Raw genomic sequence first — 22,509 nt, forward strand, 5'->3', positions numbered from 1 at the left:
GAGCCGGGCTGAAGGCGGGGTGCCACGCATCCGGACGGATCGGCCCGTTCAGGTTCAGACCTGCCACGGGCGCGGGCGCGCATGATAACGAACCTGTGGGCATATAGGCGTTATCATGCCCCCCCTTTTATTTGCCACAAGGCCGACTGCAATGACCGATTGGTCCATCGACCAAGCCCGCAAGACCTACTCGATCCCGCACTGGGCGGATGGTTATTTCGACGTGGATCAGGCCGGGCACATGGTGGTGAGACCGACCGGGGCGGATGGCCCGGTGGTGTCGCTGCCCAAGGTGGTCGATGCCGCGCGCGCGGCCGGTGCCAAGCTGCCGCTGCTGGTGCGCTTCCCGGACATCCTCGGCCAGCGCCTGGGCAAGCTGCAGGCGGCGTTCGCCCAGGCCCAGCAGGATTGGGACTACCCGGGCGGCTACACGGCCGTGTACCCGATCAAGGTGAACCAGCACCGCGGCGTGGCCGGAACCTTGGCCAGCCACCACGGTGAGGGCTTCGGTCTGGAAGCGGGCAGCAAGCCGGAACTGATGGCCGTGCTGGCGCTGTCGCGCCCGGGTGGCCTGATCGTCTGCAACGGTTACAAGGACCGCGAGTACATCCGCCTGGCCCTGATCGGCCGCAAGCTGGGCCTGCAGACCTTCATCGTCATCGAGAAGCCGTCCGAGCTGAAGCTGGTGCTGGAAGAGTCCAAGGCGCTGGACGTGAAGCCGGGCCTGGGCGTGCGCATGCGCCTGGCCTCGCTGGGCGCCGGCAAGTGGCAGAACAGCGGTGGCGACAAGGCCAAGTTCGGGCTGTCGCCGCGCCAGCTGCTGGACCTGTGGAAGTCGCTGCGCGATACCGAATACGCCGACTGCCTGAGCCTGCTGCACTTCCACATGGGCTCGCAGATCTCCAACGTGCGCGACATCGCCAACGGCATGCGCGAAGCCACCCGCTACTTCGTCGAGCTGTCACAGCTGGGTGCGAAGATCACCCACGTCGACGTGGGCGGTGGCCTGGGCGTGGACTACGAAGGCACCCGTTCGCGCAGCTTCTGCTCGATCAACTACGGCCTCAATTCGTACGCCAGCAACATCGTGCAGCCGCTGGCCAATGCCTGCGAAGAACACGGCCTGACCCCGCCGCGCATCGTCACCGAGTGCGGCCGCGCGATGACCGCGCACCACGCGGTGCTGATCGCCAACGTGTCTGAAGTGGAACAGGCGCAGGAAGGCCGCGTGCCGGACCAGCACGATGACGAGCCGGCCTCGATCCGTCACCTGCGCGAGATCCACGAAGAACTGGACGTGCGTCCGGCGGTGGAACTGTTCCAGGAAGCACAGCACTTCCACGCCGAAGGCCTGTCCAGCTATGCGCTGGGCCAGATCGACCTGCCGCAGCGTGCGCGCATCGACGATCTGTTCTATGCCATCGCCCATGGCGTGCGTGCGCGCCTGAGCTACGACGAGAAGAGCCATCGCCCGGCGCTGGATGAACTGAACGAGCGCCTGGTCGACAAGTACTTCGTCAACTTCAGCGTGTTCGAGTCGATTCCCGATGCGTGGGCGATCGACCAGGTGTTCCCGATCGTGCCGATCGAGCGCTTGAACGAGATGCCGGATCGCCGCGGCATCATCGCCGACATGACCTGCGATTCCGATGGCATGGTCAAGACCTACGTCGAGAACGAAAGCCTGGACAGCTCGCTGCCGCTGCACGCGATCAAGCACGGCGAGAGCTACCGCATCGGTTTCTTCATGGTCGGTGCCTACCAGGAAATCCTCGGCGACATCCACAACCTGTTCGGCGATACCGACGCGGTGGAAGTGCTGGCCGATGCCGATGGCTATGCCATCACCCAGCAGCGCCGCGGCGATACCACCGACGTGATGCTGGACTACGTGGGCTACAAGCTGGATGACCTGCGTGCGGCCTACGCCGAACGCGTGGCATCGGCAGACCTGTCGCCGGAACGCGCGCAGGAGCTGTCCGAAGCGCTGGAAGCGGGCCTGACCGGTTACACCTACCTGTCCGACGAACCGTTGATCTAAGGGTGACGGGAACGCCGGGCATGGCCCGGCGCTACCGGTGCTGATGGGCGCCCGCGCGATCTTTCATCTGTTCCTGCATGCCGCCGTGCCAGCTCTGCTGGCATGGCTGTTCTGGCGCAAGCGCTTCGCCTCGGCGTGGGTGTTGCTGCTGCTGGGCTGGATCATCGATCTGGACCACCTGCTGGCCGATCCGATCTACGCCCCGAACCGCTGCAGCATCGGCTTCCACCCGCTGCATACCGCACCGGCGATTGCCGTGTATGCCGGGCTGTGCGTGCCGAAGAAAACGCGGCTGGTGGGCATCGGTTTGATGATCCACATCGTGCTCGATGCCATCGACTGCTGGTGGATGCATCACCGTTGAGGCTTGGTAGATGCCGACCTTGGTCGGCGCTCTTGATGCGCGTCGACCACGGTCGACACCTGCCGGGTGGCGCATGATCCGGTAGCGCCGGGCCATGCCCGGCGAGCGCAGCGGCGCGTCACCCCATCGGCAACCACAACGTGGCGCGCAATCCCGGGTGTGCATTCTCCAGCGCCAGCCGTCCACCATAACTGGCGGCGATATCACCCACGATGGCCAGGCCCAGGCCACTGCTGTTTTCGCGCTCATCCAGCCGCACGCCACGCTGGGTCACCTGCGCCAGCGCCTCGGCTGCCAGCCCCGGACCGTCGTCGCGCACATCAATGCGCAACTGTTCGTCGTCCACGCGCGCAATAACCGTCACCTCCCGCTGTGCCCACTTGCCGGCGTTGTCGAGCAGGTTGCCGAGCATCTCTTCCAGGTCGGCGCTGGCACCGGCGAACTGCAGGTCGTCGGCAATGCCTTCGGCCTGGAACTGCAGCGCACGGTCGCCATGCACGCGCGCCATCAGCCCGCACAGCGCCTGTGCAACCGTGGCCACCGGCGTGCGTTCGCGATGGTCGGCGGTCAGCCCGGCGGCAAGGTAGCGATCGACGCTGGCCTGCATGCGTGCGCCCTGTTCGCGCAGCGTCGCCCGCCACGCGCGGCCCTCGCCATCGGCTTCGGCGGCGAGCACGCTCAGCGGTGTTTTCAGCGCATGCGCCAGATCCTGTGCGCTGGTGCGGGCGCGGCCCACCATCCGTTGCTGGTGGTCGAGCAGGGTATTGAGCTCCTCGCCGAGCGGCGCGATTTCAGCGCCCAATCCGGCCGTATCGATGCGCTGTGCATCGCCGCGGCGCACGCGTTCCAGCTGCGCACCGAGACGCTGCAGGGGCCGCAGGCCGAAATGCACCTGGCTGGCCAGTACCGCCAGCCACGCCGCTACCAGCACGGCCAACGCCATTGCGCTGCGTTGGCGGAATGCGGCGACGTCCGCATCCAGTGCACTGCGGTCGGTGGCGACCACGGCGACATAGGGTTGGTTGGCGCGGGGCAGGCGCACCGGCTGCACGCGCGCGCGCAGCGATTGCTGCAGCGGGCCCGGCAGATTGCGTTCGGCCGTGCCAGTGGCGGCCACTGGCAGCGTTTCGTCCCACAACGAACGTGACTGCAGCAGCACCTTGCCGCTGCCATCGGCGATCTGCCAGTACGCGCCGGAGAACACGCGCTGGAAGCGCGCATCGTTGGGTTCCTGGCGCAGCTGCAGCTGGCCATCGGCATCGATCTCGGCCTGCGCCAGCAGGGTCAGCATGTCCTGCTGCAGTTCGTTGTCCAGGCGGTCGCGCGCGCTGCGCTTGAACAGTTCCCCCAGCAGCGCACTGGCCAGTGCCGAGACCAGCAGCAGGCCGATGCCACCGGCCAGCAGCAGCCGGCGTCGCAATGACGGCTGCCGGCTCACGGCGCGGCCAACCGCCAGCCTTGGCCGCGTACGGTCTGGATCAGGTCGGTGCCGAGCTTGCGGCGCACCCGCCCCAGCAATACGTCCAGCGCATTTGAATCCGGGTCATGACCGCCATCGAACACATGTTCGCCCAAGCGGTCGCGGCCGATCACCTGGCCGCTGTGGTGGATGAAGTAGCTCAGCAGGCGGAATTCCTGCGGGCTCAGCGCCAACGCCTGGCCATCCAGGTCGAAGCGCCCGGCATTGACGTCCAGCTGCAGCGGACCGCACTGCAACCGTGGACTGGCATGGCCGTGGCTGCGGCGGATCAGCGCGCGCAGGCGCAGCACCAGTTCGTCGGCCTGGAAAGGTTTGGTCAGGTAGTCGTCGGCACCGGCGTCGAAGCCGGCCAGCTTGTCGTGCCAGCGCCCGCGCGCGGTCAGCACCAGCACCGGAAAGTCGCGGCCGTTGCCGCGCCAGCGTTCGATCACGCTCAGGCCGTCCAGCCCGGGCAGGCCCAGATCGACGATGGCGGCCTGCAGGTCTTCCACCTGGCCGATCTCCTCGGCCTGGCGACCATCGGCCACCACCTCGACCACGTAACCGGCCTGCTCCAGCAGCGGCTGCAGGCGCTCGGCCAATGCGGCATCGTCTTCGGCCAACAGGATGCGCATCAGTCGTCCAGCTCCGTCTTCAACAGCCTGCCGTTGCGCGCATCATAGTCCAGCTCCACCACCACGCCGTCGGCGCGCAGGATCTCCACTTCGTACACGCCATCGTCCAGTTCCACTTCCAGCAGCTGGCCGGGGTGGCGCTTGAGTGCATCGCGCACCACGCCTTCCAGCGGCACGTAGCGGCCTTGCTGCACGGCGCGGCGCGCGACCTGCTGCGCCGGGTCCTGGGCAGGGCCGGCGGCGGTCGGGGCGCTGGCCAGGGCCAGCAGCAGGGACAGGGAGGGCAGGATCGGCACGTGAGTGGCTGGGAGCATGGGAACAAGTGACAGGCGCGAGTGTGCCGCGGCCGACTAACGGTTGGCTAACAGCGCTGGCTAGGCCGCTGTTAACCACGCCGTGCATCGTGGCGTTGCCGGGATGGTCCGGCACCGAACAGGAGAACCCCCATGTTGAAGTCGCTCACCCTCGCCACCGTTGTCGCCCTGGCCGTGGCCCCCGCCGTACAGGCCGCGCCGCTGGGCATGGCCCAGGTCGAACAGACCCTGCGCAAGGCCGGCTACACCCAGATCCATGAGATCGAGCGGGATGATGGCCTGTGGGAAGCCGATGTCAGCCGTGCCGACGGTCGTTTCAGCGAGGTGTATGTGGACCCGAAGACCGGCGAGATCTTCGACGAGCACGATGGGCGTGCGCAGCTGAGCACCGAGCAGGTGCTGGCCAAGGCGCAGTCGCAGGGCCTGCGCGAGATCCATTCGCTGGAGCGCGACGGTGCGACGTGGTCGCTGGAAGCGCGCAATGCCCGCAACCAGAAGGTGGAAGTGCGCCTGAGCGGTCATGACGGCCGCATCCTGCACAGCGAGCGCGATGGCTGGCTGGATTGACGCCTGCTTCGGGATGGGGCGTGTCGCTGGTAGCGCCGGGCCATGCCCGGCGAGCGCAGCGGACGCATCAGGCCGCCGGGCATGGCCCGGCGCTACCTTCCGCTGTTACCAGTAGAGGCCGACCTTGGTCGGCCCAGGCCCGACGCGGGGCTTACCAGCCGTAAGGCGGCGGGTAATCCCAATAGCCCGGGCCACCACCGTAATACCCACCACCGCCGTACGGCCCGAAGAAGCCCGGGCCCTTGCCTTCGCTCACGTGGATGTTGACGTTGACCCCACGGGTCTTGCCTTCATCGTTGGTGTAGTTCTTGCTGAGATTCAGCGTGGCGGCGTTGTAGTGGGTGTTGCCGTAATTCTTGGCATAGCCGATGCCGGTGGTGAAGCTGCCGGAAACCTTGACCTTGTCATCCTGCACGTCGGCGATCCTGCCGTCGCCGTGCACGCGCGGGCCGGTCTTGTCGCCGTAGAACGTGCCGGGCGGATCCTGTTGCAGCGTCGGATCGTTGAGATAGCGCATAGGCGTCTGCGGCACGGACAGGTCCAGGCCGGACGCCTGCGGCGCGGTGGCGCCGGCGGCGGACTGCGCCAACGCGGTCCCGGGCAGGGCGGCCAGGCACAGCAGCAGGGTCAGGGGGCGGATCATGACGGCACTCCAGCGCAGAGGGGCCGCGCAGCACGCGGCGGTACAGGCCGACGCTAGCAGGCGTTGCTTGAATGATGCCTGTCGGCGCCCGTTTGCGGTAGAGCCAGGCCATGCCTGGCTTCACGCTACAACCGCCCGAACCCGAACAGGTCCTGCAGCGGGTGCCGGCGCCGCTCGATCCGTGCCCGCAGCAGCCCGGCGCCGATCATCGAATAGGTGATGCCATTGCCACCATAGGCCATGGCGAACTGTACCCGTGGCCCCCATTGCGCATGCGGCCCGAAGAACGGCAGGCCGTCAGCGGTCTCGGCAAAGGTGCCCCCCCATGAAAACGCCGGAGTCGGCTGCAGGTGCGGGAACCATTGCAGCAGCTGCTTCATCAGTTTGCGGGCCTTGCTGTCCACCCGGCCATCGCGGCGGGCGGGAATATCGATGGCATCGTCCAGCCCGCCAACCAACAACCTGCGGTCGCCAGTGGCACGCAGGTACAGGTAGGGGCGCGCGCTCTCCCAGACCATCGTGCGCTGCAGCCAGCCCAGTTCATCGGCGTTGATCGGGTCGGTGATGAACGCATAGCTGCTGCGGTTGCGGGCGACGCGCGGGTCCAGCCACTGCTGGTTGGCATAGCCCATCGCCAGCACCACGTGGCGGGCGCGGATCTGCATGCCGGATTCAGTGCGGGCGGTTACGCCGCGCGCGGTGGGGGTGAGGGTATGCAGCACGGTGCGGTCATGCACCACGCCGCCGCGTCGTTGCAACCGCCGCAGCAGCCCGTAAGTGAAGCAGTAGGGATCAACCCGTGCGGCCTGGCGGGTCAGCAGGGCGCCTCCGGCATCGACGCTGAAACGTTCCTGCAGCGCATCCCGGTCCAGCCAGCGCGCATCCAGGCCGATGCCACGGCGCGCCTCGCCTTCGGCCATCAGCCGCGGTACGTCACGGCGACGGCTGGCCAGGTACAGGCTGTCCATCTGCTTGAAGTCGACGTCCTTCAGGCCGCGCGCGACCTCGCCCAATGCAGGGATCGCGTCCGCACAGGCCCGGTAGGCCAGTGCCGCAGCGTCCTGGCCATACTGCGAGGCCAGCTCCAGCAGGTGGGTATCGATCTCGTACTGCAGCAGCGCGGTACTGGCTGCGGTGCTGCCCCAGCCGATGTCACGCTGCTCGATCAGCGCAACGTCGTGGCCATGGGCCGACAGCTCATCGGCGATCAGCGCGCCGGTGATGCCACCACCGACCACCAGCACATCGCTCTGCAGATCCTGTTCCAGCGGCGGAAAGGCCTGGATCAGGCCGTTGCGCACCGCCCACCACGGGTAACCACTCTTCAGGTCCATGCGGGTTCGTGCTCAGGCGGTGGGGTGGCCGGTATGCGGGGTCAGGATCAGTTCGGACAGATCGAAGCCCTGCAGGCGTGCACTGGCCAGATAATGTTCCTGCACGGTGGCATCGAGCCGGGGCTCACGTGCCAGCAGCCACAGGTACTTGCGATCCGGGCTGCCGACCAGGGCAACGCTGTAGTCCGGCGCCACCTGTATCACCCAGTAGTCACCCTTGGCGAAGGGCAGCCAGCGCAGGCCCTTGGGCAGGAAGCTGACTTCCAGCCGCGCGCTGTCGTTGTCGATCGCGCAGGCCTCTCCGGTGGCTTCCTCGATCTCGCCGTCCATGCGGCAGCGGTTGGTGACGCCCACGTTGCCGTTGTCGAGCAGCTGGTAATGGGCCGACACATCGGTGCAGCCCTCCGGCTCGTGGCGCATCGGCAGGCGGGCGATCTCGTACCAGGTGCCCAGGTAGCGGGGCAGCTTGAGGTCGGTGACGGTCTTCAGGGGAGGCAGGTCGGTCATTGTCAGGCGTGGCAGGAGAGGACCTCCACGATGCCGAGGACACTGCCACGGGCGGGTGAAGCCGGGGCGAGGGCCATGTCCAGAACATTCCGTCGCCCGGGCGGAGCGCGTGCCGTCATCGGCGCAGCGGTATGCTTCCGCCAGCGCCGCGTTTTTCCGATCCAACCGAAGTGGAGGTGCCGATGTACCAGGTGATCCTGTTGAAGAGTGAAACCCAGTTCGCCCGCGAGCAGTGGCCGCAGGTGGACGATCTGGTGGACTACGAAGGCGTGGCCTACAGCCTGCGCGCCGGGCCGCGCCAGCCGTTGCCGACCGACCACGCCTGGCACCCGATCGCGGTGTATGCGCCGGATGAGATCACCGAGGAAGAATTCCAGGACTGGTACGCGCTGCAGCAGCCGCAGGTGGAAGAGCTGCGCCTGAAGTACTGAGCCGCAGCCAGCGGCAAGCGCCTGCGCATCCGCCGTTTACAGTACCTGCCGTATAGTCGCGCGCAGGCGCGGTGGTCCGCGCAAAACGGTGTGGCTGGCTTGTCTTCCTTCTTCCGAACGATCCTGGTGCGTGGCCCCTGGTTGGCCCTGCTGTTGTGCTGCACGCTGCTGCTGGCTGTGCCGGCGCTGGCCCAGGATGACGACCCCACGCCCAAGCAGCAGCTGGCGCAGATCGACAGCACGCTGAAGGATGTTGAGCGCAAGCGTGTTGATGCTGCAGCGGTGGAAACCCTGTCGATGCTGTCCGAGGAGGCTTCGCAGGCGCGACGCGATGCTGAAGCCCTGGAGAAAGCGCTGCAGCCGCAGCTGGATCGGCTCGACGAACAGCTGGCGCAGTTGGGTACGCCCGCCGAGGGAACCACCGAGCCGCCGGAGCTGGTGACGCAACGGCGGACCATTACCCGCCAGCGCGATGGCCTGATGGCCTCAATGGCGCAGGCAAAGGCCAGCGCGGTGCGCGCCCAGCAGATGGCTGCCGACATCGACCAGCAACGCACGGCACAGCGCACGGAGGAACTGGGGCAGAAGGTGGCCTCGCCGCTGTCTCCTGCGCTGTGGACCAAGGTGGCCGAGCGCTTGCCGATCGATATCGCACGCGTCGCCCCGCTGGCGCAGATGGGCCGGGACGCGCTGGTCGCCGGCATCCGTACCCATGGTTGGGGCACCCTGCTGCTGGGCGTGGCAGCTGCACTGGTGATGATGTTCCCGCTGCGCCTGTGGCTGCGCGCGCTGGGGCGGCGGTTTGCTGCATCCGAACGTGCGCCTGACGGCCGACTGCGCCGTTCCGGGCTCGCCATGTGGCTGCTGCTGGTCGGTACGCTGCTGCCCGGCTACGCCGTGGTGGTGCTGATGGCGGCACTGGATGCGATCAATGCGATCGCACCGCGCCTGCAGGTGGTGGCCGAGGGGATTGAGACTGCCACCTTCCGCGCGGCCTTCATTGCCGCGCTCAGCGCCTGCATGTTGGTGCCCCAGCGCCCGTCATGGCGCCTGTTGAATCTCGATGACACCGCCGCGCTGAAGCTGCGCAAATACGCTTGGGGTGCGGCGGCCCTGGCCTGGTTGAGCACGGTGCTGGTGGCTGTCGACCAAGCCACCCGCACCAGCGACGTCACCACGGTGGCGCTGGACGGCGTGATCGCGCTGACCTATCTGGGCCTGATCATGGCCATGCTGGTCACCCTGGCGCGCCTGCATCGGCGCCAGACCGCCGAGGCCGAGGCGAAGCTGGAAGCGCAGGCTGACGGCCAGGGCGCGGCCGTTCCGGTGCGGCGCAGCAGCTGGCTGGTGCTGGCACGGGTGGCCGGCAACATCGCCGTGGTGGCCGCGATCATCGCCACCCTGATGGGCTATGTGAACTTCGCCAAGTTCGTCAACCAGCAGCTGATCGGCGGCAGCATCGTGGTGCTGGCGGCGACGCTGCTGTTCAAGTTCGTCGACGATTTCTCCACCTGGCTGCTCAACGCCGACAGCAAGGTCGGCCAGACCATCCTGCTCAGCACCGGCCTGAGCGTGTCGCGGCTGGAGCAGGCCGGTGTGCTGCTGTCTGCCGTGCTGCGCACGTTTGTGGTGTTGATCGCGCTGCTGGCACTGGCGGCGCCGTTCGGCAACATCGGCTCGGTGGTCGAGCGCGTCGCTTCGCTGGCCAACGGCATTTCCATCGGCGACATCACGCTCAAGCCTGCGCGTATCGCCATCGCCCTGCTGGTGATGCTGGTCGGGTTGGGGCTGACGCAGCTGCTGCAGCGCTGGTTGACCGACACCTACCTGCCCAAGACCGAACTGGACCTGGGCGCGCGCAATTCAATCAGCACGATCACCCGCTACGTGGGCATCATCCTGGTGGCGCTGTGGGCGCTGACCGCCATGGGCCTGAACCTGAAGAACCTGGCGTTGCTGGTCAGTGCGCTCTCGGTAGGTATCGGCTTCGGCCTGCAGGCGATCATCCAGAACTTCGTCTCCGGCCTGATCCTGCTGACCGAGCGGCCGGTGAAGATCGGTGACTGGGTGAAGCTGGGCGATCAGGAAGGCGACATCCGCCGCATCAACGTGCGCTCCACCGAGATCCAGGTGAGCGACAAGTCCACCTTGATCGTGCCCAATTCCGAGTTGATCACCAAGACCATCCGCAACATGACGATGGGCAACAACCAAGGCCGCATCCAGATCCAGTTCGCGGTGCCGGCCAGCACCGATGTCGCAGGACTGCGGCAGGCGCTGCTGGATGCCTACGGTGCCCACAACACGGTGCTGCAGCAGCCGGCGCCGTCGGTGTACATCGACAGCATCGCTGGCGGCCAGATCACCATCAACAGCTTTGCCTACGTGGCCAGCCCGCGGCAGGTGTATGGCACGCGCAGCGATCTGTATTTCAGCCTGCTGCAGATCCTGGCCGAGCGGAACATCCCGCTGTCCACGCCGACCGACATCCACATCACCCGCGATCCGCCGCAGTAAGAGGGTGGGTCGGCAGGGCTGCGCCCTGCACCCGCCGAAGCGGTAGTGCCGGCCGCTGGCCGGCAACCTCAGGAGCAACAGCAACAGCAACAGCAACAGCGGGTTTCCTGTGGGATGGCGGGGTGGGTCCGGTTGCGGGGGACGCCGTAAACCCGTCCTTGGGGGCTTGGCCGCGGCATCCATGCCGCGGACACCCCCGCAACCGGACCCACCCCGCCTTCGACAGATTTCTGCGATCTGGCGGAATTGCATGGCGTGCTCCTGGGGTGTCGACCTTGGTCGACACGTAGATCCACGCCATGCGTGGATGCTCTTCGATGAACTATCGAAATATTCGATTTCATGCAGATGGGGTCAGATCCATTTTCCGCAAGAAAACGGATCTGACCCCGGATTGATTTCCATATCTGACAGAAGTGTCGACCAAGGTCGACAGCTACCGACAGCTGCAGGAATCTGTCAGAGGCGGGGCGGTGTGGGTTGGCAGGACCGTTGGCGCCATGGATGGCGCCATCGAGCCCCCAAGGACGGGTTTACGGCGTGTTCTGCCAACCCACACCGCTCCGCCACCCCACGGAACCCCAGCTGTTGCTGTTGCTTTGGCTGTTGCCGTTGAGGTTGCCGGCCAGCGGCCGGCACTACTGCTTCGGCAGGTGCAGGGCGCAGCCCTGCCGACCCCTTTACCCCCGCGGTCGGCCGCGGGAGGGCACCAGTGCGAAGGTATCCACCGCCAGCTTCTCGGCATGGTTCAACCAGGCGCGGATTTCCAGATCATCCACTTCGTGGTCGAGCCCGAATGACACGTTGATCTTGCCATCGGCATCAGGCTGCACCCACTGCTGGGCCAGCACCACCTTGCGCTGCGAGGACACCGCTTCGATCCAGAAACCGCGATCCGGGCGCGTGCTCGCCACCAGCTGCAGCATGTACTGGCCGGCGCGGGTACGGCGGCCCTTCTGCGTGATCATGTGTGCCTGGCGCACGCTGGGGCGGGGGCCCTGGAAGGCATCCAGGGGTGCATCCACGTCGATGCCGTTGCGCAGCTGGCCGTCCCGGTACAGCTTGATGCCGTTGTCGCGGTTCACCAGCAGCGCGCACCAGTCGCCGTCGGCCGAGCCATCCTCGAACGCGGTGCAGCGATCAACGTAGGCGAGCGTGTTGTCCGGGTCGGCATCGTCGAACTGGCGCGAGGTGTTTTCCAGGTACACCGATTTCAGGTCCCAGTCCTTGTCGTATTCCAGCAGCACCGGCGGCTGCACGTGCTGCAGGCCCACCACCACCTGGTCGTCGCCGTCGATCTTCAGCTGCCGCGTAGGCTCACCCAGCCACAGCGAGCGGGCGAAGGCCAGGTACTGCGAATAGTCGCGGCCGCCATCGCGGCGTGCCGCGGCGCTGGCACTCGGCGCGCGCTTGTCGTCCAGCAGCGAACGGCCAAAGCCCATCGTCTGCAGGTTCGGATCGAGCAGGCTGAGCAGGGTGGCCCCGGAATCCAGGGTCGAGCCGTCTTCGGCGGCCAGCTGGCGCGGGGCCACGCCATCACCGAGGAACAACAGCAGGTTCTCGCGCTTCTGCCTGGTCAGGATATGGCTGAGGTCGTTGGGCATGGCCAGGTGATCGGAGGCGATCACGATCAACGTGTCCTTGCCGTAGGGGCTGGCCTGGATGCGTTCGACCAGCTGCGAAATCAGGCGGTCGGTGCACTTGAGCGCATTGAGCATGCCGATGTTGCCGTACTGGCTCTGGTAGCGCTCGCCCTTGCAGGCCACCGGCAGGTGCCCGGCCGGGTGGTGCGTGTCCATGGTCAGCGTGGTCAGCATGAACGGCGCATCCTGTCGCGACAGCTGCTCGAAGCGCTGGTAGGCGGTGTCCAGCAGCACGTCGTCATGCACGCCCCACGCCGAGTAGTGGATACGGCCGATCTTCTTCTGCTGCTTGAACCACGCCAGGTCATGCACTTCATCGAAGCCGTGGCTCGCCAGGAACTGGCCCTTGCCGGCGAACTGGCCGTTGGCACCACCCAGGTAATGGTTGGTGTAGCCCTGCTGCTTGAGGTAATCGCCCAGGCACACGGCCTTGGGCAGGAAGCTGCCCATGCGGTCCATGCTGTTCTCATCACCCTGCGAGGTGGTCAGCGGCACGCCGCACATCGACGACACCAGGCCGGCGATGGTCCAGCCACCGCCTTCGGCCGAGGCCAGCCCGCGCACATCCAGCGACCTGGCCGCCAAGCGGTTGAGATTGGGCATCAGGCCGGGAAACACGGCCTCATCCAGATAGGTGCGCTCCAGGCTCTCGCCGTAGATCCAGACGATGTTGCGTGGGCGCTGCAGGGCCTGCGTGGGCACCTGGTATTCGGGGGCGATACGGGCGAAATCCACCGGGCGCAGCTGCTGGTACAGGCGTTGGCCATCGCGGGCCAGTGGGCTGATCATGATCGTGGCCACCCACAGCGCGGCGAAACCGGCAAACCACGCACCACCGGCCGTGGGGCGGCGCCAACGCTTCACCCGCGTAGCGAACAGCGGCAGCAGCGACACGGCGGCCAGCACGATGAAGCCGGCGATATAGCCCTTGAAGTCGGCGACACCGGCGCCTTCCATGTCCGCACCCAGGTGGTACAGGGTGGCGGCGTTGAGTCCGTCACCGGACAGCTTGTCGATCAGCCACCAGGCACTGAGCGCCAGCAGCAACAGCGAGAACAAGCCTGCTTTCCACCACACCCACTTTGCGGACGCGAGGAACAACCAGGACAGCAGCAACAGCGACAGCAGCAGAATCCAGAGCATAGGCAGCTTCGGCAGTGACGGGGTGGCGATGGACGTCGTACCGACGCGTGTCCATCCGACCGGCGCTGCTGCAAGCACATCTGCATGACAGGCCGATGACCCGATAGTGCATGCACGAACCTGACTGAAATGTTTGTTGAAATCGTGCGCGCGATATCACGCCGCTAACGTAAATCGAGCGTGAAAACTCACGCTCGATTGCATTAAAAAACTGCATGAATGCACTGTTTTCGCTGATCCACGTCGAGCGTGGATGCGACACTATCGATGCCCGCGTTCCTCGCGCGAACGCGCACGGCGATCGAACAACAATGCGCTGGTCACGATGCCCAGCCCAAGCACCACGCCGATCAGCAACAGCACCAGTGCGATGGCGGGATAGCCCAGCACATGCCAGCCGGTGTCGATCTTCATCATCATTGCCGCCGCCATGATCAACGCGGCGCTGATGATGCCGGCGGCCACGCGGTTGGCGATCTTCTGCAGGTTCTCCATCAGCCGCGATTCTTCCAGCCCGGTCACCTTCATCTGCAGGCGGTTCTCGGCCAGCAGCGCCATGATGTCCGACAGCTTGCGCGGCCCGTCGCGCAGCAGTTGCTGCAGCTCCATCGCCTCGCTGGCCAGGTTGGCGGCCGACAGCGATTTTTTCAGGCGCGCGCGCATCACGTGCTGCAGCTGGCGTTCGACGATGCGGCGCGTGTCCAGATCCGGTGCCAGCAGGCGGCATACGGTTTCAAGGTTGAGCAGCGCCTTGCCCAGCAGGCTCAGCTCCGGCGGCGTGCGCAACCCGGATGAGGTGGCGATGCGCACCATGTCCAGCACCACGCGCCCTTCGGAGAAATTCGCGCTGGCGGCATAGCGCGCGATCAGCTGGCCGGTCTCGCGCAGGTAGCGCTCCTCATCGAATGCCTCCAGCCGCGTGCTGATGCTGATCAGGTCGTCGGCCACTTCCTCGCCGCGGCCATCGACGGCGGCAAACAGGATCTTCAGCAGGCGCTCGCGCAGCCGCGGCGGCATGTGCGCGACCATGCCCAGGTCGAAGATGGCCAAGCGCCCATCAGGCATCACCCGCAGGTTGCCGGGGTGCGGGTCGGCGTGGATTTCGCCGTGCACGAAGATCTGGTCCAGATAGCCGCGGATCAGCGCCGCCGCCAGCGGGTCCATCGCCTGTTCGGTGCGGCGCACATCGGGAATGGCATCCACGCGCACGCCGGTGGCCAGTTCCATGGTCAGCACGCGATGGCTGCTGTAGTCCCACAGCGGCTGCGGAATCCACAGGCGCCGGAACGGCTTCAGGTGCCGGCCGAAGCGCGACAGGTTCTCGGCCTCGGCGTGGTAGTCCAGCTCCTGCATCAGCGTCTTGGCGAATTCGTTGAGCCAGTCGCGCAGGCGCACGCGGCGACCGATCTGGGTCAGATGGTCGGCGGCCAGGGCGAAGCTGCGCAGCACCTCCAGATCCGAACGCAGCTGCGCGGCCACCTCGGGCTTCTGCACTTTCACCGCTACCTCGCGGCCGTCATGCAGTACCGCGCGGTGCACCTGGGCGATCGACGCGCAGCCCAGCGGTTGTGGGTCGAATGCGGCGAACAGCTTGTTCACCGGCGCCCCCAGCTCCTGCTCGACGATGGCGTGGATGCGTTCGACCGGAATCGGCGCCACCTTCTCCTGCATGCGCTCCAGCGCGGTGGCGAACTCCACCGGCACCATGTCCGGGCGGGTCGACAGCATCTGCCCCAGCTTGACGAAGGTGGGCCCCAGCGCTTCCAGGTCACTGACGAACTGCTCCGGATTGCCGTCCGGTGGCACGTCGGTGTGGCTGCCGGCAGCGTCCAGGTTCATGCCGGAGAACACGCCGGAATGGCGGTAGCGCATCAGCAGGCGCAGGATCTGGCTGCGCCGGTTCATGCCCCGGATCAGCGGGGGATTGCCCGTGGCGGTGGACGGATTGCTCAAACGACACTCCTCGAAGACGACGACCCGGTGTCCGTGATCCCGCCGCCGGCGGGACCGGATTACGCTTCCAGTGTCCCTGCCGCCCGGTGGGCGCGCGGTGAACCCGCTACCGCAGGTGGCGCCGGATCGGTCAGAATCCGCTCATTCCCTTTACTGGATCCCCCATGGCCGGTGCCAGCCTGTTTGCCCTGCTTGACGATATCGCCTCCCTGCTCGACGACGTCTCGGTGCTGACCAAGGTCGCCGCCAAGAAGACCGCCGGCGTGCTGGGCGACGATCTGGCGCTGAACGCGCAGCAGGTAACCGGCGTCAACGCCAACCGTGAATTGCCGGTGGTGTGGGCGGTGGCCAAGGGCTCGCTGGTGAACAAGGTGATCCTGGTGCCGGCGGCGCTGGCGATCAGCGCGCTGGAAGCCTGGCTGCACAGCCGCGGCTGGAACGTGCCGCTGATCGTGCCGCTGATGATGATCGGCGGCGCCTTCCTGTGCTTCGAGGGCGTGGAGAAGCTGGCGCACCGGTTCCTGCATTCCGCCGATGAGGACGCCGAACACCAGGCCGAGCGGCGCAAGGCGCTGGCTGATGCGCAGGTGGACATGGTCGCGTGGGAGAAGGACAAGGTGAAGGGCGCGATCCGCACCGACTTCATCCTCTCGGCCGAAATCATCGTGCTGTCGCTGGGCGTGGTTGCCACGGCGTCGTTCATCAACCAGGTCAGCACCCTGGTGGTGATCGCGCTGGCGATGACCGTGTTCGTCTACGGGCTGGTCGCCGGCATCGTCAAGCTGGACGACCTGGGCCTGTACCTGTCGCGCAAGGGCGCGGCGCTGGCGGCAGTCGGCCGTGGCCTGCTGGTGTCGGCACCGTGGCTGATGAAGTTCCTGTCGGTGGCCGGTACCGCAGCGATGTTCCTGGTTGGTGGCGGCATCCTGGTGCACAACGTGCCGGCGCTGCACCACGCGGTGCAGGCGCTGGGCGGTGAAGGCCAGTGGGGCTGGCTGGTCAACGCGCTGGGCAACATGGTGGTCGGCATCATCGCCGGTGCCATCGTGCTGGCGGCGGTGACCGGGTTCCAGAAGCTGCGCGGCAAGTAAGCGCCGGCCCGCTGCCCGGAAGAGGCCGACCTTGGTCGGCGGTTTGTTGTCCGCGCGTGCCAACCAAGGTTGGCACCTACCCAGCGGTTTCCGGCGCCTTGCCCTGTAGAGGCCGACCTTGGTCGGCGGTTTGTTGCCCGCACGTGCCAACCAAGGTTGGCGCCTACCCAGCGGTTTCCGGCGCCTTGCCCGGTAGAGGCCGACCTTGGTCGGCGGTTTGTTGCCCGCGCGTGCCAACCAAGGTTGGCACCTACCCAGCGGTTTCCGGTGCCTTGCCCGGTAGAGGCCGACCTTGGTCGGCGGTTTTATTCCCGCAAGCACCAACCAAGGTTGGCACCCACCCGCGAGCTAGCCCGCGTGTACCCGGTTCTTGCCTTGGCGCTTTGCTGCGTACAGCGCGTCATCGGCGCGCCGCAGCAGCGTATCGGCATCGTCGCCTGGCTGCCATTGCGCCAGGCCCGCGCTGAAATGCACGGGGATGCGCCGCTCCTGCAGGGTCAGCACGCGATGCGCCAGTGAGCGCTGCAGCCGCTGCACCGTGGCCATGCTGTCCGCGCCGGGGGTTTCGGGAAGCACCAGCACGAATTCGTCGCCACCCAGCCGGGCGATGCCATCGGTGGCACGCAGCAGCAGGCGGCACACTGCCACCAGGTGCTGCAGCAGCGCGTCGCCGCCGGCATGGCCGTGTTCGTCGTTGGTCTGGTGGAAATCATCCAGGTCGATCACCGCCAGTCCGAGCGGCGAGTGGTTGCGTGCGGCGCGGGCCAGCTCGCGCTGCAGCAGTTCATCCAGGCCACGCCGGTTCAGGGCCTGGGTCAACGGATCGATACGCGCCAGATCGCCGGCCGCGCGCAGATCCTGTTCCAGCTGGTTGATGCGCTGTTCGGCGCGTTCCACTTCCTGCCGCGCGCTGGCCAGGTGATCGCGCGCCTGCGCCGCCTGCTGCTGCACTTTACCGGTGTCCTGCATCACTTCCTGCAGCAGGTGGTTGAGGTCGGCGATGCTGCGCGCCTCGCGCAACTGCAGCGCGTAGCTGCCGATGCGGTCGTGGTATTCACCGGTGCTGGCAGCCATGCCATCCATGCGCTCGATGAACTCGCCCATCAAGCTACGCATGGCCGCTTTCGAATCGTCGATTCCCTGCCGCAGCAGGCCCTGCTTGTAGATCACCTCGCGCAGCTCGGCGCGGGTGCGCTCGACCGATTCGGCTTCCAGCGGCCCGGCCAGCAACTGGCGCACGGCCGCGATCTGGCCCTGCAGCCAACTGCGGTCATCCAGCAGCTCGCTGACGTTCTCCAGCAGCAGGGCGAACAACTCAAGCAACAACGCCTGCTGTTCCTGCCAGCTTTCGGCGCGCACGCCGATCTGGTGGCCCAGCTCGCGCGCGCCCTGTTCGATCGGCTCCAGTGCTGCGCCCGGTTGCCATTGGCGCAGGCGTACGGCCAGGGCCTGCGCCTGCTCGCGCAGGTCGGGATCGTGCTGCAGCAGCGCGACCACCGCGCCGCCCAGCAGCAACCGCAGCTGCTCGGACAGGCGCAGGCTGTCGGGCTGGCCATCGGGCGAGTGCTGGTCGATGGTGCGGATGTATTTATCGATCAGCTGCCGCATCGCCCGGCCATAGCGCGGCCAGTCGGCACTGGCCTGCGCCGATTGCAGGCGATCACCCATGTCGCCCAGCTCGCCCGGCAGGGTGGCCATGCCATTGGCGAAGGCGGCCAGCAGCGGCTCGGGGGCATCGGCCCCGGCAAACAGCTGCTGCAACGCCACGCTGCTACCGCCCTGCAGTACCACCCGATCGCCGCGCCCGTCATCGACCACCGCGCGTACGCGCGCAGGCGGCCCGATGGCGGTGCCGGGGGCAGGGCGGGGGTCGGGCTGGTCCGTCATGGAACGCATCCTGGGATGGCAGGGGGGCTGGTCACAGCATATCGGCGCAACCGGCGGTGGCTTGAACCGATAGGATGGGCGACAGGATGCCGCAGTGGAGGTGGGTATGCGTGTGATGTTGCTGGGGGCGACGGGACTGGTCGGAGGCCACGCCCTGTCGCGGCTGCTGGCCGACCCCCGCTGCAGCGCCGTGGTCGCGCCCAGCCGTCGCCCGCTGGCTGCGCCGCACGGGAAACTGCACAACCCGGTGCTCGACTTCGCCCGGCTGCCCGATGCGCCGGACTGGGCCCGGGTGGACGCGGTGATCTGCGCCCTGGGCAGCACCATCGCCCAGGCCGGCAGCCGCGAGGCGTTCCATCGCATCGACCACGATTACCCGCTGGCCTTCGCCCGCCTGGCCCTTGCGCAGGGGGCCCAGGCCTTCGCGCTGAACTCGGCCGCAGGCGCCAACCCGCGTTCGTCGATCTTCTACAGCCGGGTCAAAGGCGAGCTGGAGCGCGACCTGCGCGCGCTGGGTTTCCCATCGCTGACGCTGGTGCGGCCGGGGCTGATCGGCGGTGAGCGGCAGGAGGTCCGCCGTGGCGAACACTTCGCGCTGCAGGTGCTGGGTGTGCTGGGACCGGTGTTGCCACGTGCGTGGCGGATCAATCCGGCACCGGTTATTGCCCACGCGCTGGTGGATGCGGCGCTGGCGGCAAAGCCGGGCGAGCGCGTGGTGCCGTCGCGCGATCTGGTCGGCTGATGTCCCGCGCGCTGCGCCTGAACCAGCTGCTGCAGGTGCTGCGCCGCCACCGCCGGCCGGTGGCCGGGCAGGCGCTGGCCGAAGAACTGGGCATCAGCCTGCGTACGCTGTACCGCGATATTGAAACGCTGCGCGAGCAGGGCGCCGATCTGCGCGGGGAAGCCGGTGTCGGCTACCAGCTGGAACCGGGCGATGTGCTGCCGCCGCTGACCTTGCCACCGGCCGAGATCGACGCGCTGGTGCTGGGCCTGCGCTGGGTGGCGGCACGCACCGAGCCGGCCTTGGCCGAGGCTGCACGTGATGCCCTGGCGCGGATCGCGCACGTGCTGCCGGCGGCGCGACGCGAGGCGCTGCGTGACAGCGGCCTGCGGGTGGGGCCATCGCGAACGACGGCCAAGGTACCCCCGGCGCGGCTGCAGGCCGTACGCGAAGCGGTGGGCACGCAGCAGCGGCTGCAGTTCGCCTATGAAGATGCGCAGGGCCGGCGTACCGAGCGCGTGGTCTGGCCGTTCGCACTGGGGTACTTCGATGAAGTGCCGATGCTGGCGGCGTGGTGCGAGGGCCGCGAGGACTTCCGTCATTTCCGCCTGGATCGCATTCGCCATGCTCGTGCGTTGGAAGAGCACTACCTGGTGCCACGCGCGACCTTGTTGCGGCGCTGGCAGAAGGCGCAGGGCATCGCTCCGGATTGGCTGGACCGTTCGTGACGAGGTCGAGCTTACTCGACCGCTTCAGGTCGTTGCTCTGGCTTTGGTAGGTGTCGAGCTTGCTCGACGCTCTTGCTCTTCGCGGAGAGCAGTCGAGCAAGCTCGACATCTACCAAAGCGGAAGCAGCAGCAGTCGAGCAGGGTCGACGCTGCTGACAGGATCTGTCAGCAGGGCAGGGCCACCATGACCGCTCCCAACCAAGGAGCTTTCCCATGTTCAAGCCAAGCACCCTGCTGCAGTACGTGCGCGACGTTGCCACCAGCGCCACCTTCTACAGCGGCATCCTCGGCACGGCACCGGTCGAACAGTCGCCCGGCTTTGCCCTGTTCCTGCTCGGCGATGGCGCCGCACTTGGCCTGTGGCAGCGCGACGACGTGCAGCCGCCAGTGCATGCGCGGGCTGGCGCCGCCGAATTGGCGATGGTGGTCGCCAACCCCGACGCCGTGCAGCAGATGCATGATGCGTGGCGCGCACTCGGCGTGCAGATTCTGCAGGCGCCGGTAACGCTGGAATTCGGCCACACCTTCGTCGGTGTCGACCCCGATGGTCACCGGCTGCGTGTCTACAGCCGCGCCGAGGGCATGGTCGCGCGCGATTGATCCAGGAATTTCGTATAGCAGAGCCCAAGCTCGGCTTGTTTCATGCCTTCATCCAGGCATGGCGTGGATCTACTGAAAAGCAGCCGAGCATGGCTGGGCGACATAGTGGAGCAGGCACAAAAAAACGCCGGGCAATGCCCGGCGTTTTTTCAACTCATGTGCCAACCAAGGTTGGCACCTACCGATCAGCTGGCCAGCGCCAGATCGTCCATCATCGCGCGCAGGAAGCGGGCCGCTTCACCGCCGGTGGCGGCGCGGTGGTCGAAGGTCACCGACAGCGGAATGACCTTGTGCGCTTCCACGCCGCCCATCACCGGGGTCATCTGGTGGCGGGCACGGCCGGCACCGACGATGGCCACGCACGGCGGCACCACGACCGGGGTCGCGTAGCGGCCGGCGAACATGCCGAAGTTGGACAGCGAGATGGTGTAGCCGCTCAGTTCCGAGGCCGCGATCGAACGCGCTTCCACCTGCTCACGCAGGCGGTTCACGCCTTCGCGGATGCCACGGGCGTCGAGCATGTCGGCGTTGCGCAGGGCCGGAACGAACAGGCCGTCGTCGGTATCCACGGCGATGCCGATGTCCACCTGCGCGTGCAGGGTGCGGGTCAGCGCTTCACCGTCGAACCAGGCGTTCATCGCCGGCACCTTCTGCGCGGCGACCACGATCGAGCGCACCAGGCGCGCGGTGACGTCGTTGCCCGGCAGCCAGGCGTGGATGTCGGCGTCGTCGTTCAGCGTGGTCGGCACGACCTTGCTGTGCGCATCGGCCATGACGCGGGCCATGTTGCGGCGCACGCCCTTCAGCGGTTCCGGCTGGCCCTTGGCGACCACGCCCGGCGGCTGGGTGCGCATCGGCTTGCCGGCAGCAGACAGCGGGGTGCGTGCGTCGGACTGTACCGGTGCGGCCGCCTGGGCTGGGGCCGGTGCGGCAGCAGCCGGTGCAGCAACCGCTGCCGGTGCCGCGCCGATCTTCGCGCTGCCGTCGGCGGCGGCCTGCTTGACGTCGGCCATGGTCACCGCGCCATCGGCGCCGGTGGCACGTACGCGGCTCAGGTCCACGCCCAGCTTGCGCGCGGTGGCACGCACCGCCGGCACGGCCTTGACGCCGCCCACGGCCAGCGCCTGTTCGGCATGCACAGCGTTGGAGCTCTGCATCGCGCCGACCACGGTGCCGGCGTCATCACGCTCGGCAGCAGCCGGCTTGGCTTCTTCAGCGGCCACCGGGGCGGCTGCGGTCGGCAGCGGCGGCGGCGTCGGTGCTGCCGCAGCAGCCGGAGCGGCATGGCCGTGGCTGTGGCCGGTGTCCTGGCCATCAGCGCGCTGCGGCAGGTTCGGGTCCAGCGCGAAGCTGGCCAGCACCGCGCCGGTCGGGATGATGTCGCCGGCAGCGCCGGACAGCTTCAGCACCGTGCCGGAGAACGGCGAGGGCACTTCGACGACGGCCTTGGCGGTCTCCATCGAGACCAGCGGCTCGTCCAGCTTGATCACATCGCCTTCCTTGACGAACCACTCGACGATGGTCGCGTCCGGCAGGCCTTCGCCCAGGTCGGGCAGGTTGAAGTTCTTGGTCTGGCTCATTTGCAGTTCTCTTCCAGCAGTTCCAGTTCGCGGGCAGGCAACCAGCCCGTCGCGCCATTGGCGCGCTCGGACCACCACCACCCGCCGTGTTCGTGATGAAGCTTGACCATCTCGCCGTTCTCCACATCCAGCTCGCGGGCGTCGTAGTCGCGCAGGGCTTCCGCGCGACCATCGTCCAACAGCTGCAACCACGCTACCGGTGCCCATCCGGCGCGCCCATCGCTGGTGCGCACCCAGGCAAACGCCGGCCATTCCTCGTCACGTACACCTACTTCGACGATCTGGCCGGTGCGGAACCGGAGCGGGTTGGGATACTGGCTGCGGTAAGCCCCGAGAAGGCGGGCCCGCATG

At 67.2% G+C, this 22,509-nt stretch carries 20 protein-coding genes; 9 read left to right on the plus strand and 11 right to left on the minus strand.

What is annotated here, in order from left to right; genetic code table 11:
* Nucleotides 1–151: 151 nt before the first annotated feature.
* Nucleotides 152–2,041 (plus strand): arginine decarboxylase, encoded by a 1,890-nt coding sequence (gene speA / locus LC407_RS14075; RefSeq protein WP_223483049.1) that lies wholly within the window; start codon nucleotides 152–154, stop codon nucleotides 2,039–2,041.
* Between the two features lie 43 nt (nucleotides 2,042–2,084).
* Nucleotides 2,085–2,405, plus strand: coding sequence for a DUF6122 family protein (locus tag LC407_RS14080; RefSeq protein ID WP_105165055.1), 321 nt, complete (start codon nucleotides 2,085–2,087; stop codon nucleotides 2,403–2,405).
* Between the two features lie 118 nt (nucleotides 2,406–2,523).
* On the opposite strand, the gene LC407_RS14085 is transcribed toward LC407_RS14080, so the two are convergent.
* The 3 genes from LC407_RS14085 to LC407_RS14095 are packed head-to-tail and all read right to left on the minus strand — an operon-like array spanning nucleotide 2,524 to nucleotide 4,789.
* A complete protein-coding gene (locus tag LC407_RS14085; RefSeq protein WP_223483050.1) occupies nucleotides 2,524–3,843 on the minus strand; it encodes a HAMP domain-containing sensor histidine kinase in 1,320 nt (439 codons plus the stop codon).
* Nucleotides 3,840–4,499 carry a response regulator transcription factor gene (locus tag LC407_RS14090; protein WP_025874566.1) on the minus strand — a complete coding sequence of 220 codons (660 nt, stop codon included), beginning with the start codon at nucleotides 4,497–4,499 and terminating at the stop codon, nucleotides 3,840–3,842. Before LC407_RS14090 ends, LC407_RS14085 begins: the two co-directional genes overlap by 4 nt.
* On the minus strand, nucleotides 4,499–4,789 hold the full coding sequence (locus LC407_RS14095) for a PepSY domain-containing protein (protein ID WP_025874567.1): 291 nt from the start codon (nucleotides 4,787–4,789) through the stop codon (nucleotides 4,499–4,501). Before LC407_RS14095 ends, LC407_RS14090 begins: the two co-directional genes overlap by 1 nt.
* Before the next feature lie 156 nt (nucleotides 4,790–4,945).
* Here LC407_RS14095 and LC407_RS14100 point away from each other — a divergent pair, with 156 nt between their 5' ends.
* Nucleotides 4,946–5,380 carry a PepSY domain-containing protein gene (locus LC407_RS14100; protein ID WP_025874568.1) on the plus strand — a complete coding sequence of 145 codons (435 nt, stop codon included), beginning with the start codon at nucleotides 4,946–4,948 and terminating at the stop codon, nucleotides 5,378–5,380.
* Nucleotides 5,381–5,531: 151 nt separating this feature from the next.
* On the opposite strand, the gene LC407_RS14105 is transcribed toward LC407_RS14100, so the two are convergent.
* The 3 genes from LC407_RS14105 to LC407_RS14115 all read right to left on the minus strand — a co-directional run bounded on the left by LC407_RS14105 (nucleotide 5,532) and on the right by LC407_RS14115 (nucleotide 7,864).
* Nucleotides 5,532–6,023 carry a hypothetical protein gene (locus tag LC407_RS14105; protein ID WP_025874569.1) on the minus strand — a complete coding sequence of 164 codons (492 nt, stop codon included), beginning with the start codon at nucleotides 6,021–6,023 and terminating at the stop codon, nucleotides 5,532–5,534.
* A 125-nt stretch (nucleotides 6,024–6,148) separates the two neighbouring features.
* The gene (locus LC407_RS14110) at nucleotides 6,149–7,357 is read right to left on the minus strand and encodes an FAD-dependent oxidoreductase (RefSeq protein WP_223483051.1); all 1,209 of its coding nucleotides are present in this window, start codon (nucleotides 7,355–7,357) and stop codon (nucleotides 6,149–6,151) included.
* A 12-nt stretch (nucleotides 7,358–7,369) separates the two neighbouring features.
* Nucleotides 7,370–7,864 carry a lipocalin family protein gene (locus LC407_RS14115; protein ID WP_025874571.1) on the minus strand — a complete coding sequence of 165 codons (495 nt, stop codon included), beginning with the start codon at nucleotides 7,862–7,864 and terminating at the stop codon, nucleotides 7,370–7,372.
* A 182-nt stretch (nucleotides 7,865–8,046) separates the two neighbouring features.
* Here LC407_RS14115 and LC407_RS14120 point away from each other — a divergent pair, with 182 nt between their 5' ends.
* Together LC407_RS14120 and LC407_RS14125 are read left to right on the plus strand one after the other, a co-directional pair.
* On the plus strand, nucleotides 8,047–8,295 hold the full coding sequence (locus LC407_RS14120) for a hypothetical protein (RefSeq protein ID WP_025874572.1): 249 nt from the start codon (nucleotides 8,047–8,049) through the stop codon (nucleotides 8,293–8,295).
* Between the two features lie 90 nt (nucleotides 8,296–8,385).
* Nucleotides 8,386–10,812 (plus strand): DUF3772 domain-containing protein, encoded by a 2,427-nt coding sequence (locus LC407_RS14125; protein ID WP_105164788.1) that lies wholly within the window; start codon nucleotides 8,386–8,388, stop codon nucleotides 10,810–10,812.
* Nucleotides 10,813–11,492: 680 nt separating this feature from the next.
* Here LC407_RS14125 and LC407_RS14130 read toward each other — a convergent pair.
* Nucleotides 11,493–13,598, minus strand: a complete 2,106-nt coding sequence (locus LC407_RS14130) for a phosphoglycerol transferase I (RefSeq protein ID WP_223483052.1) — start codon at nucleotides 13,596–13,598, stop codon at nucleotides 11,493–11,495.
* Between the two features lie 261 nt (nucleotides 13,599–13,859).
* Nucleotides 13,860–15,503 carry an AarF/UbiB family protein gene (locus LC407_RS14135; RefSeq protein ID WP_223483053.1) on the minus strand — a complete coding sequence of 548 codons (1,644 nt, stop codon included), beginning with the start codon at nucleotides 15,501–15,503 and terminating at the stop codon, nucleotides 13,860–13,862.
* Between the two features lie 212 nt (nucleotides 15,504–15,715).
* On the opposite strand from LC407_RS14135, the gene LC407_RS14140 reads away from it, so the two are divergent.
* Nucleotides 15,716–16,642 (plus strand): DUF808 domain-containing protein, encoded by a 927-nt coding sequence (locus LC407_RS14140; RefSeq protein WP_025874576.1) that lies wholly within the window; start codon nucleotides 15,716–15,718, stop codon nucleotides 16,640–16,642.
* A gap of 348 nt (nucleotides 16,643–16,990) precedes the next feature.
* Here LC407_RS14140 and LC407_RS14145 read toward each other — a convergent pair whose 3' ends face one another.
* Nucleotides 16,991–18,529, minus strand: coding sequence for a GGDEF domain-containing protein (locus tag LC407_RS14145; RefSeq protein WP_032976627.1), 1,539 nt, complete (start codon nucleotides 18,527–18,529; stop codon nucleotides 16,991–16,993).
* A gap of 106 nt (nucleotides 18,530–18,635) precedes the next feature.
* On the opposite strand from LC407_RS14145, the gene LC407_RS14150 reads away from it, so the two are divergent.
* The 3 genes from LC407_RS14150 to LC407_RS14160 all read left to right on the plus strand — a co-directional run bounded on the left by LC407_RS14150 (nucleotide 18,636) and on the right by LC407_RS14160 (nucleotide 20,578).
* Nucleotides 18,636–19,271 carry an NAD-dependent epimerase/dehydratase family protein gene (locus tag LC407_RS14150; RefSeq protein WP_223483054.1) on the plus strand — a complete coding sequence of 212 codons (636 nt, stop codon included), beginning with the start codon at nucleotides 18,636–18,638 and terminating at the stop codon, nucleotides 19,269–19,271.
* Entirely contained in the window at nucleotides 19,271–19,978 is a 708-nt protein-coding gene (locus LC407_RS14155) for a YafY family protein (protein ID WP_140228453.1), read from the plus strand. Before LC407_RS14150 ends, LC407_RS14155 begins: the two co-directional genes overlap by 1 nt.
* Before the next feature lie 213 nt (nucleotides 19,979–20,191).
* On the plus strand, nucleotides 20,192–20,578 hold the full coding sequence (locus LC407_RS14160) for a VOC family protein (RefSeq protein ID WP_223483055.1): 387 nt from the start codon (nucleotides 20,192–20,194) through the stop codon (nucleotides 20,576–20,578).
* Nucleotides 20,579–20,763: 185 nt separating this feature from the next.
* On the opposite strand, the gene LC407_RS14165 is transcribed toward LC407_RS14160, so the two are convergent.
* Both LC407_RS14165 and LC407_RS14170 read right to left on the minus strand, forming a co-directional pair.
* Nucleotides 20,764–22,158: a dihydrolipoamide acetyltransferase family protein gene (locus LC407_RS14165; RefSeq protein ID WP_223483056.1), complete on the minus strand. Its 1,395-nt coding sequence runs from the start codon at nucleotides 22,156–22,158 to the stop codon at nucleotides 20,764–20,766.
* Complete coding sequence (locus LC407_RS14170; protein WP_025874583.1) at nucleotides 22,155–22,508, minus strand: SH3 domain-containing protein; 354 nt, start codon at nucleotides 22,506–22,508, stop codon at nucleotides 22,155–22,157. Before LC407_RS14170 ends, LC407_RS14165 begins: the two co-directional genes overlap by 4 nt.
* Nucleotide 22,509: the final 1 nt, after the last annotated feature.

It is taken from the genome of Stenotrophomonas sp. OVS01A, assembly GCF_019969775.1.
GTDB lineage: Bacteria > Pseudomonadota > Gammaproteobacteria > Xanthomonadales > Xanthomonadaceae > Stenotrophomonas > Stenotrophomonas indicatrix.

Excerpts from the sequence above, each read along its gene's own strand:
- LC407_RS14145 (WP_032976627.1), bottom strand. The coding sequence starts at position 18,529 with ATGACGGACCAGCCCGACCCCCGCCCTGCCCCCGGCACCGCCATCGGG.
- LC407_RS14100 (WP_025874568.1), top strand. The coding sequence starts at position 4,946 with ATGTTGAAGTCGCTCACCCTCGCCACCGTTGTCGCCCTGGCCGTGGCC.
- LC407_RS14150 (WP_223483054.1), top strand. The coding sequence starts at position 18,636 with ATGCGTGTGATGTTGCTGGGGGCGACGGGACTGGTCGGAGGCCACGCC.
- LC407_RS14160 (WP_223483055.1), top strand. The coding sequence starts at position 20,192 with ATGTTCAAGCCAAGCACCCTGCTGCAGTACGTGCGCGACGTTGCCACC.
- LC407_RS14135 (WP_223483053.1), bottom strand. The coding sequence starts at position 15,503 with ATGAACCGGCGCAGCCAGATCCTGCGCCTGCTGATGCGCTACCGCCAT.
- speA (WP_223483049.1), top strand. The coding sequence starts at position 152 with ATGACCGATTGGTCCATCGACCAAGCCCGCAAGACCTACTCGATCCCG.
- LC407_RS14090 (WP_025874566.1), bottom strand. The coding sequence starts at position 4,499 with ATGCGCATCCTGTTGGCCGAAGACGATGCCGCATTGGCCGAGCGCCTG.
- LC407_RS14170 (WP_025874583.1), bottom strand. The coding sequence starts at position 22,508 with ATGCGGGCCCGCCTTCTCGGGGCTTACCGCAGCCAGTATCCCAACCCG.
- LC407_RS14080 (WP_105165055.1), top strand. The coding sequence starts at position 2,085 with ATGGGCGCCCGCGCGATCTTTCATCTGTTCCTGCATGCCGCCGTGCCA.
- LC407_RS14165 (WP_223483056.1), bottom strand. The coding sequence starts at position 22,158 with ATGAGCCAGACCAAGAACTTCAACCTGCCCGACCTGGGCGAAGGCCTG.
- LC407_RS14115 (WP_025874571.1), bottom strand. The coding sequence starts at position 7,864 with ATGACCGACCTGCCTCCCCTGAAGACCGTCACCGACCTCAAGCTGCCC.
- LC407_RS14140 (WP_025874576.1), top strand. The coding sequence starts at position 15,716 with ATGGCCGGTGCCAGCCTGTTTGCCCTGCTTGACGATATCGCCTCCCTG.
- LC407_RS14155 (WP_140228453.1), top strand. The coding sequence starts at position 19,271 with ATGTCCCGCGCGCTGCGCCTGAACCAGCTGCTGCAGGTGCTGCGCCGC.
- LC407_RS14120 (WP_025874572.1), top strand. The coding sequence starts at position 8,047 with ATGTACCAGGTGATCCTGTTGAAGAGTGAAACCCAGTTCGCCCGCGAG.
- LC407_RS14105 (WP_025874569.1), bottom strand. The coding sequence starts at position 6,023 with ATGATCCGCCCCCTGACCCTGCTGCTGTGCCTGGCCGCCCTGCCCGGG.
- LC407_RS14110 (WP_223483051.1), bottom strand. The coding sequence starts at position 7,357 with ATGGACCTGAAGAGTGGTTACCCGTGGTGGGCGGTGCGCAACGGCCTG.
- LC407_RS14130 (WP_223483052.1), bottom strand. The coding sequence starts at position 13,598 with ATGCTCTGGATTCTGCTGCTGTCGCTGTTGCTGCTGTCCTGGTTGTTC.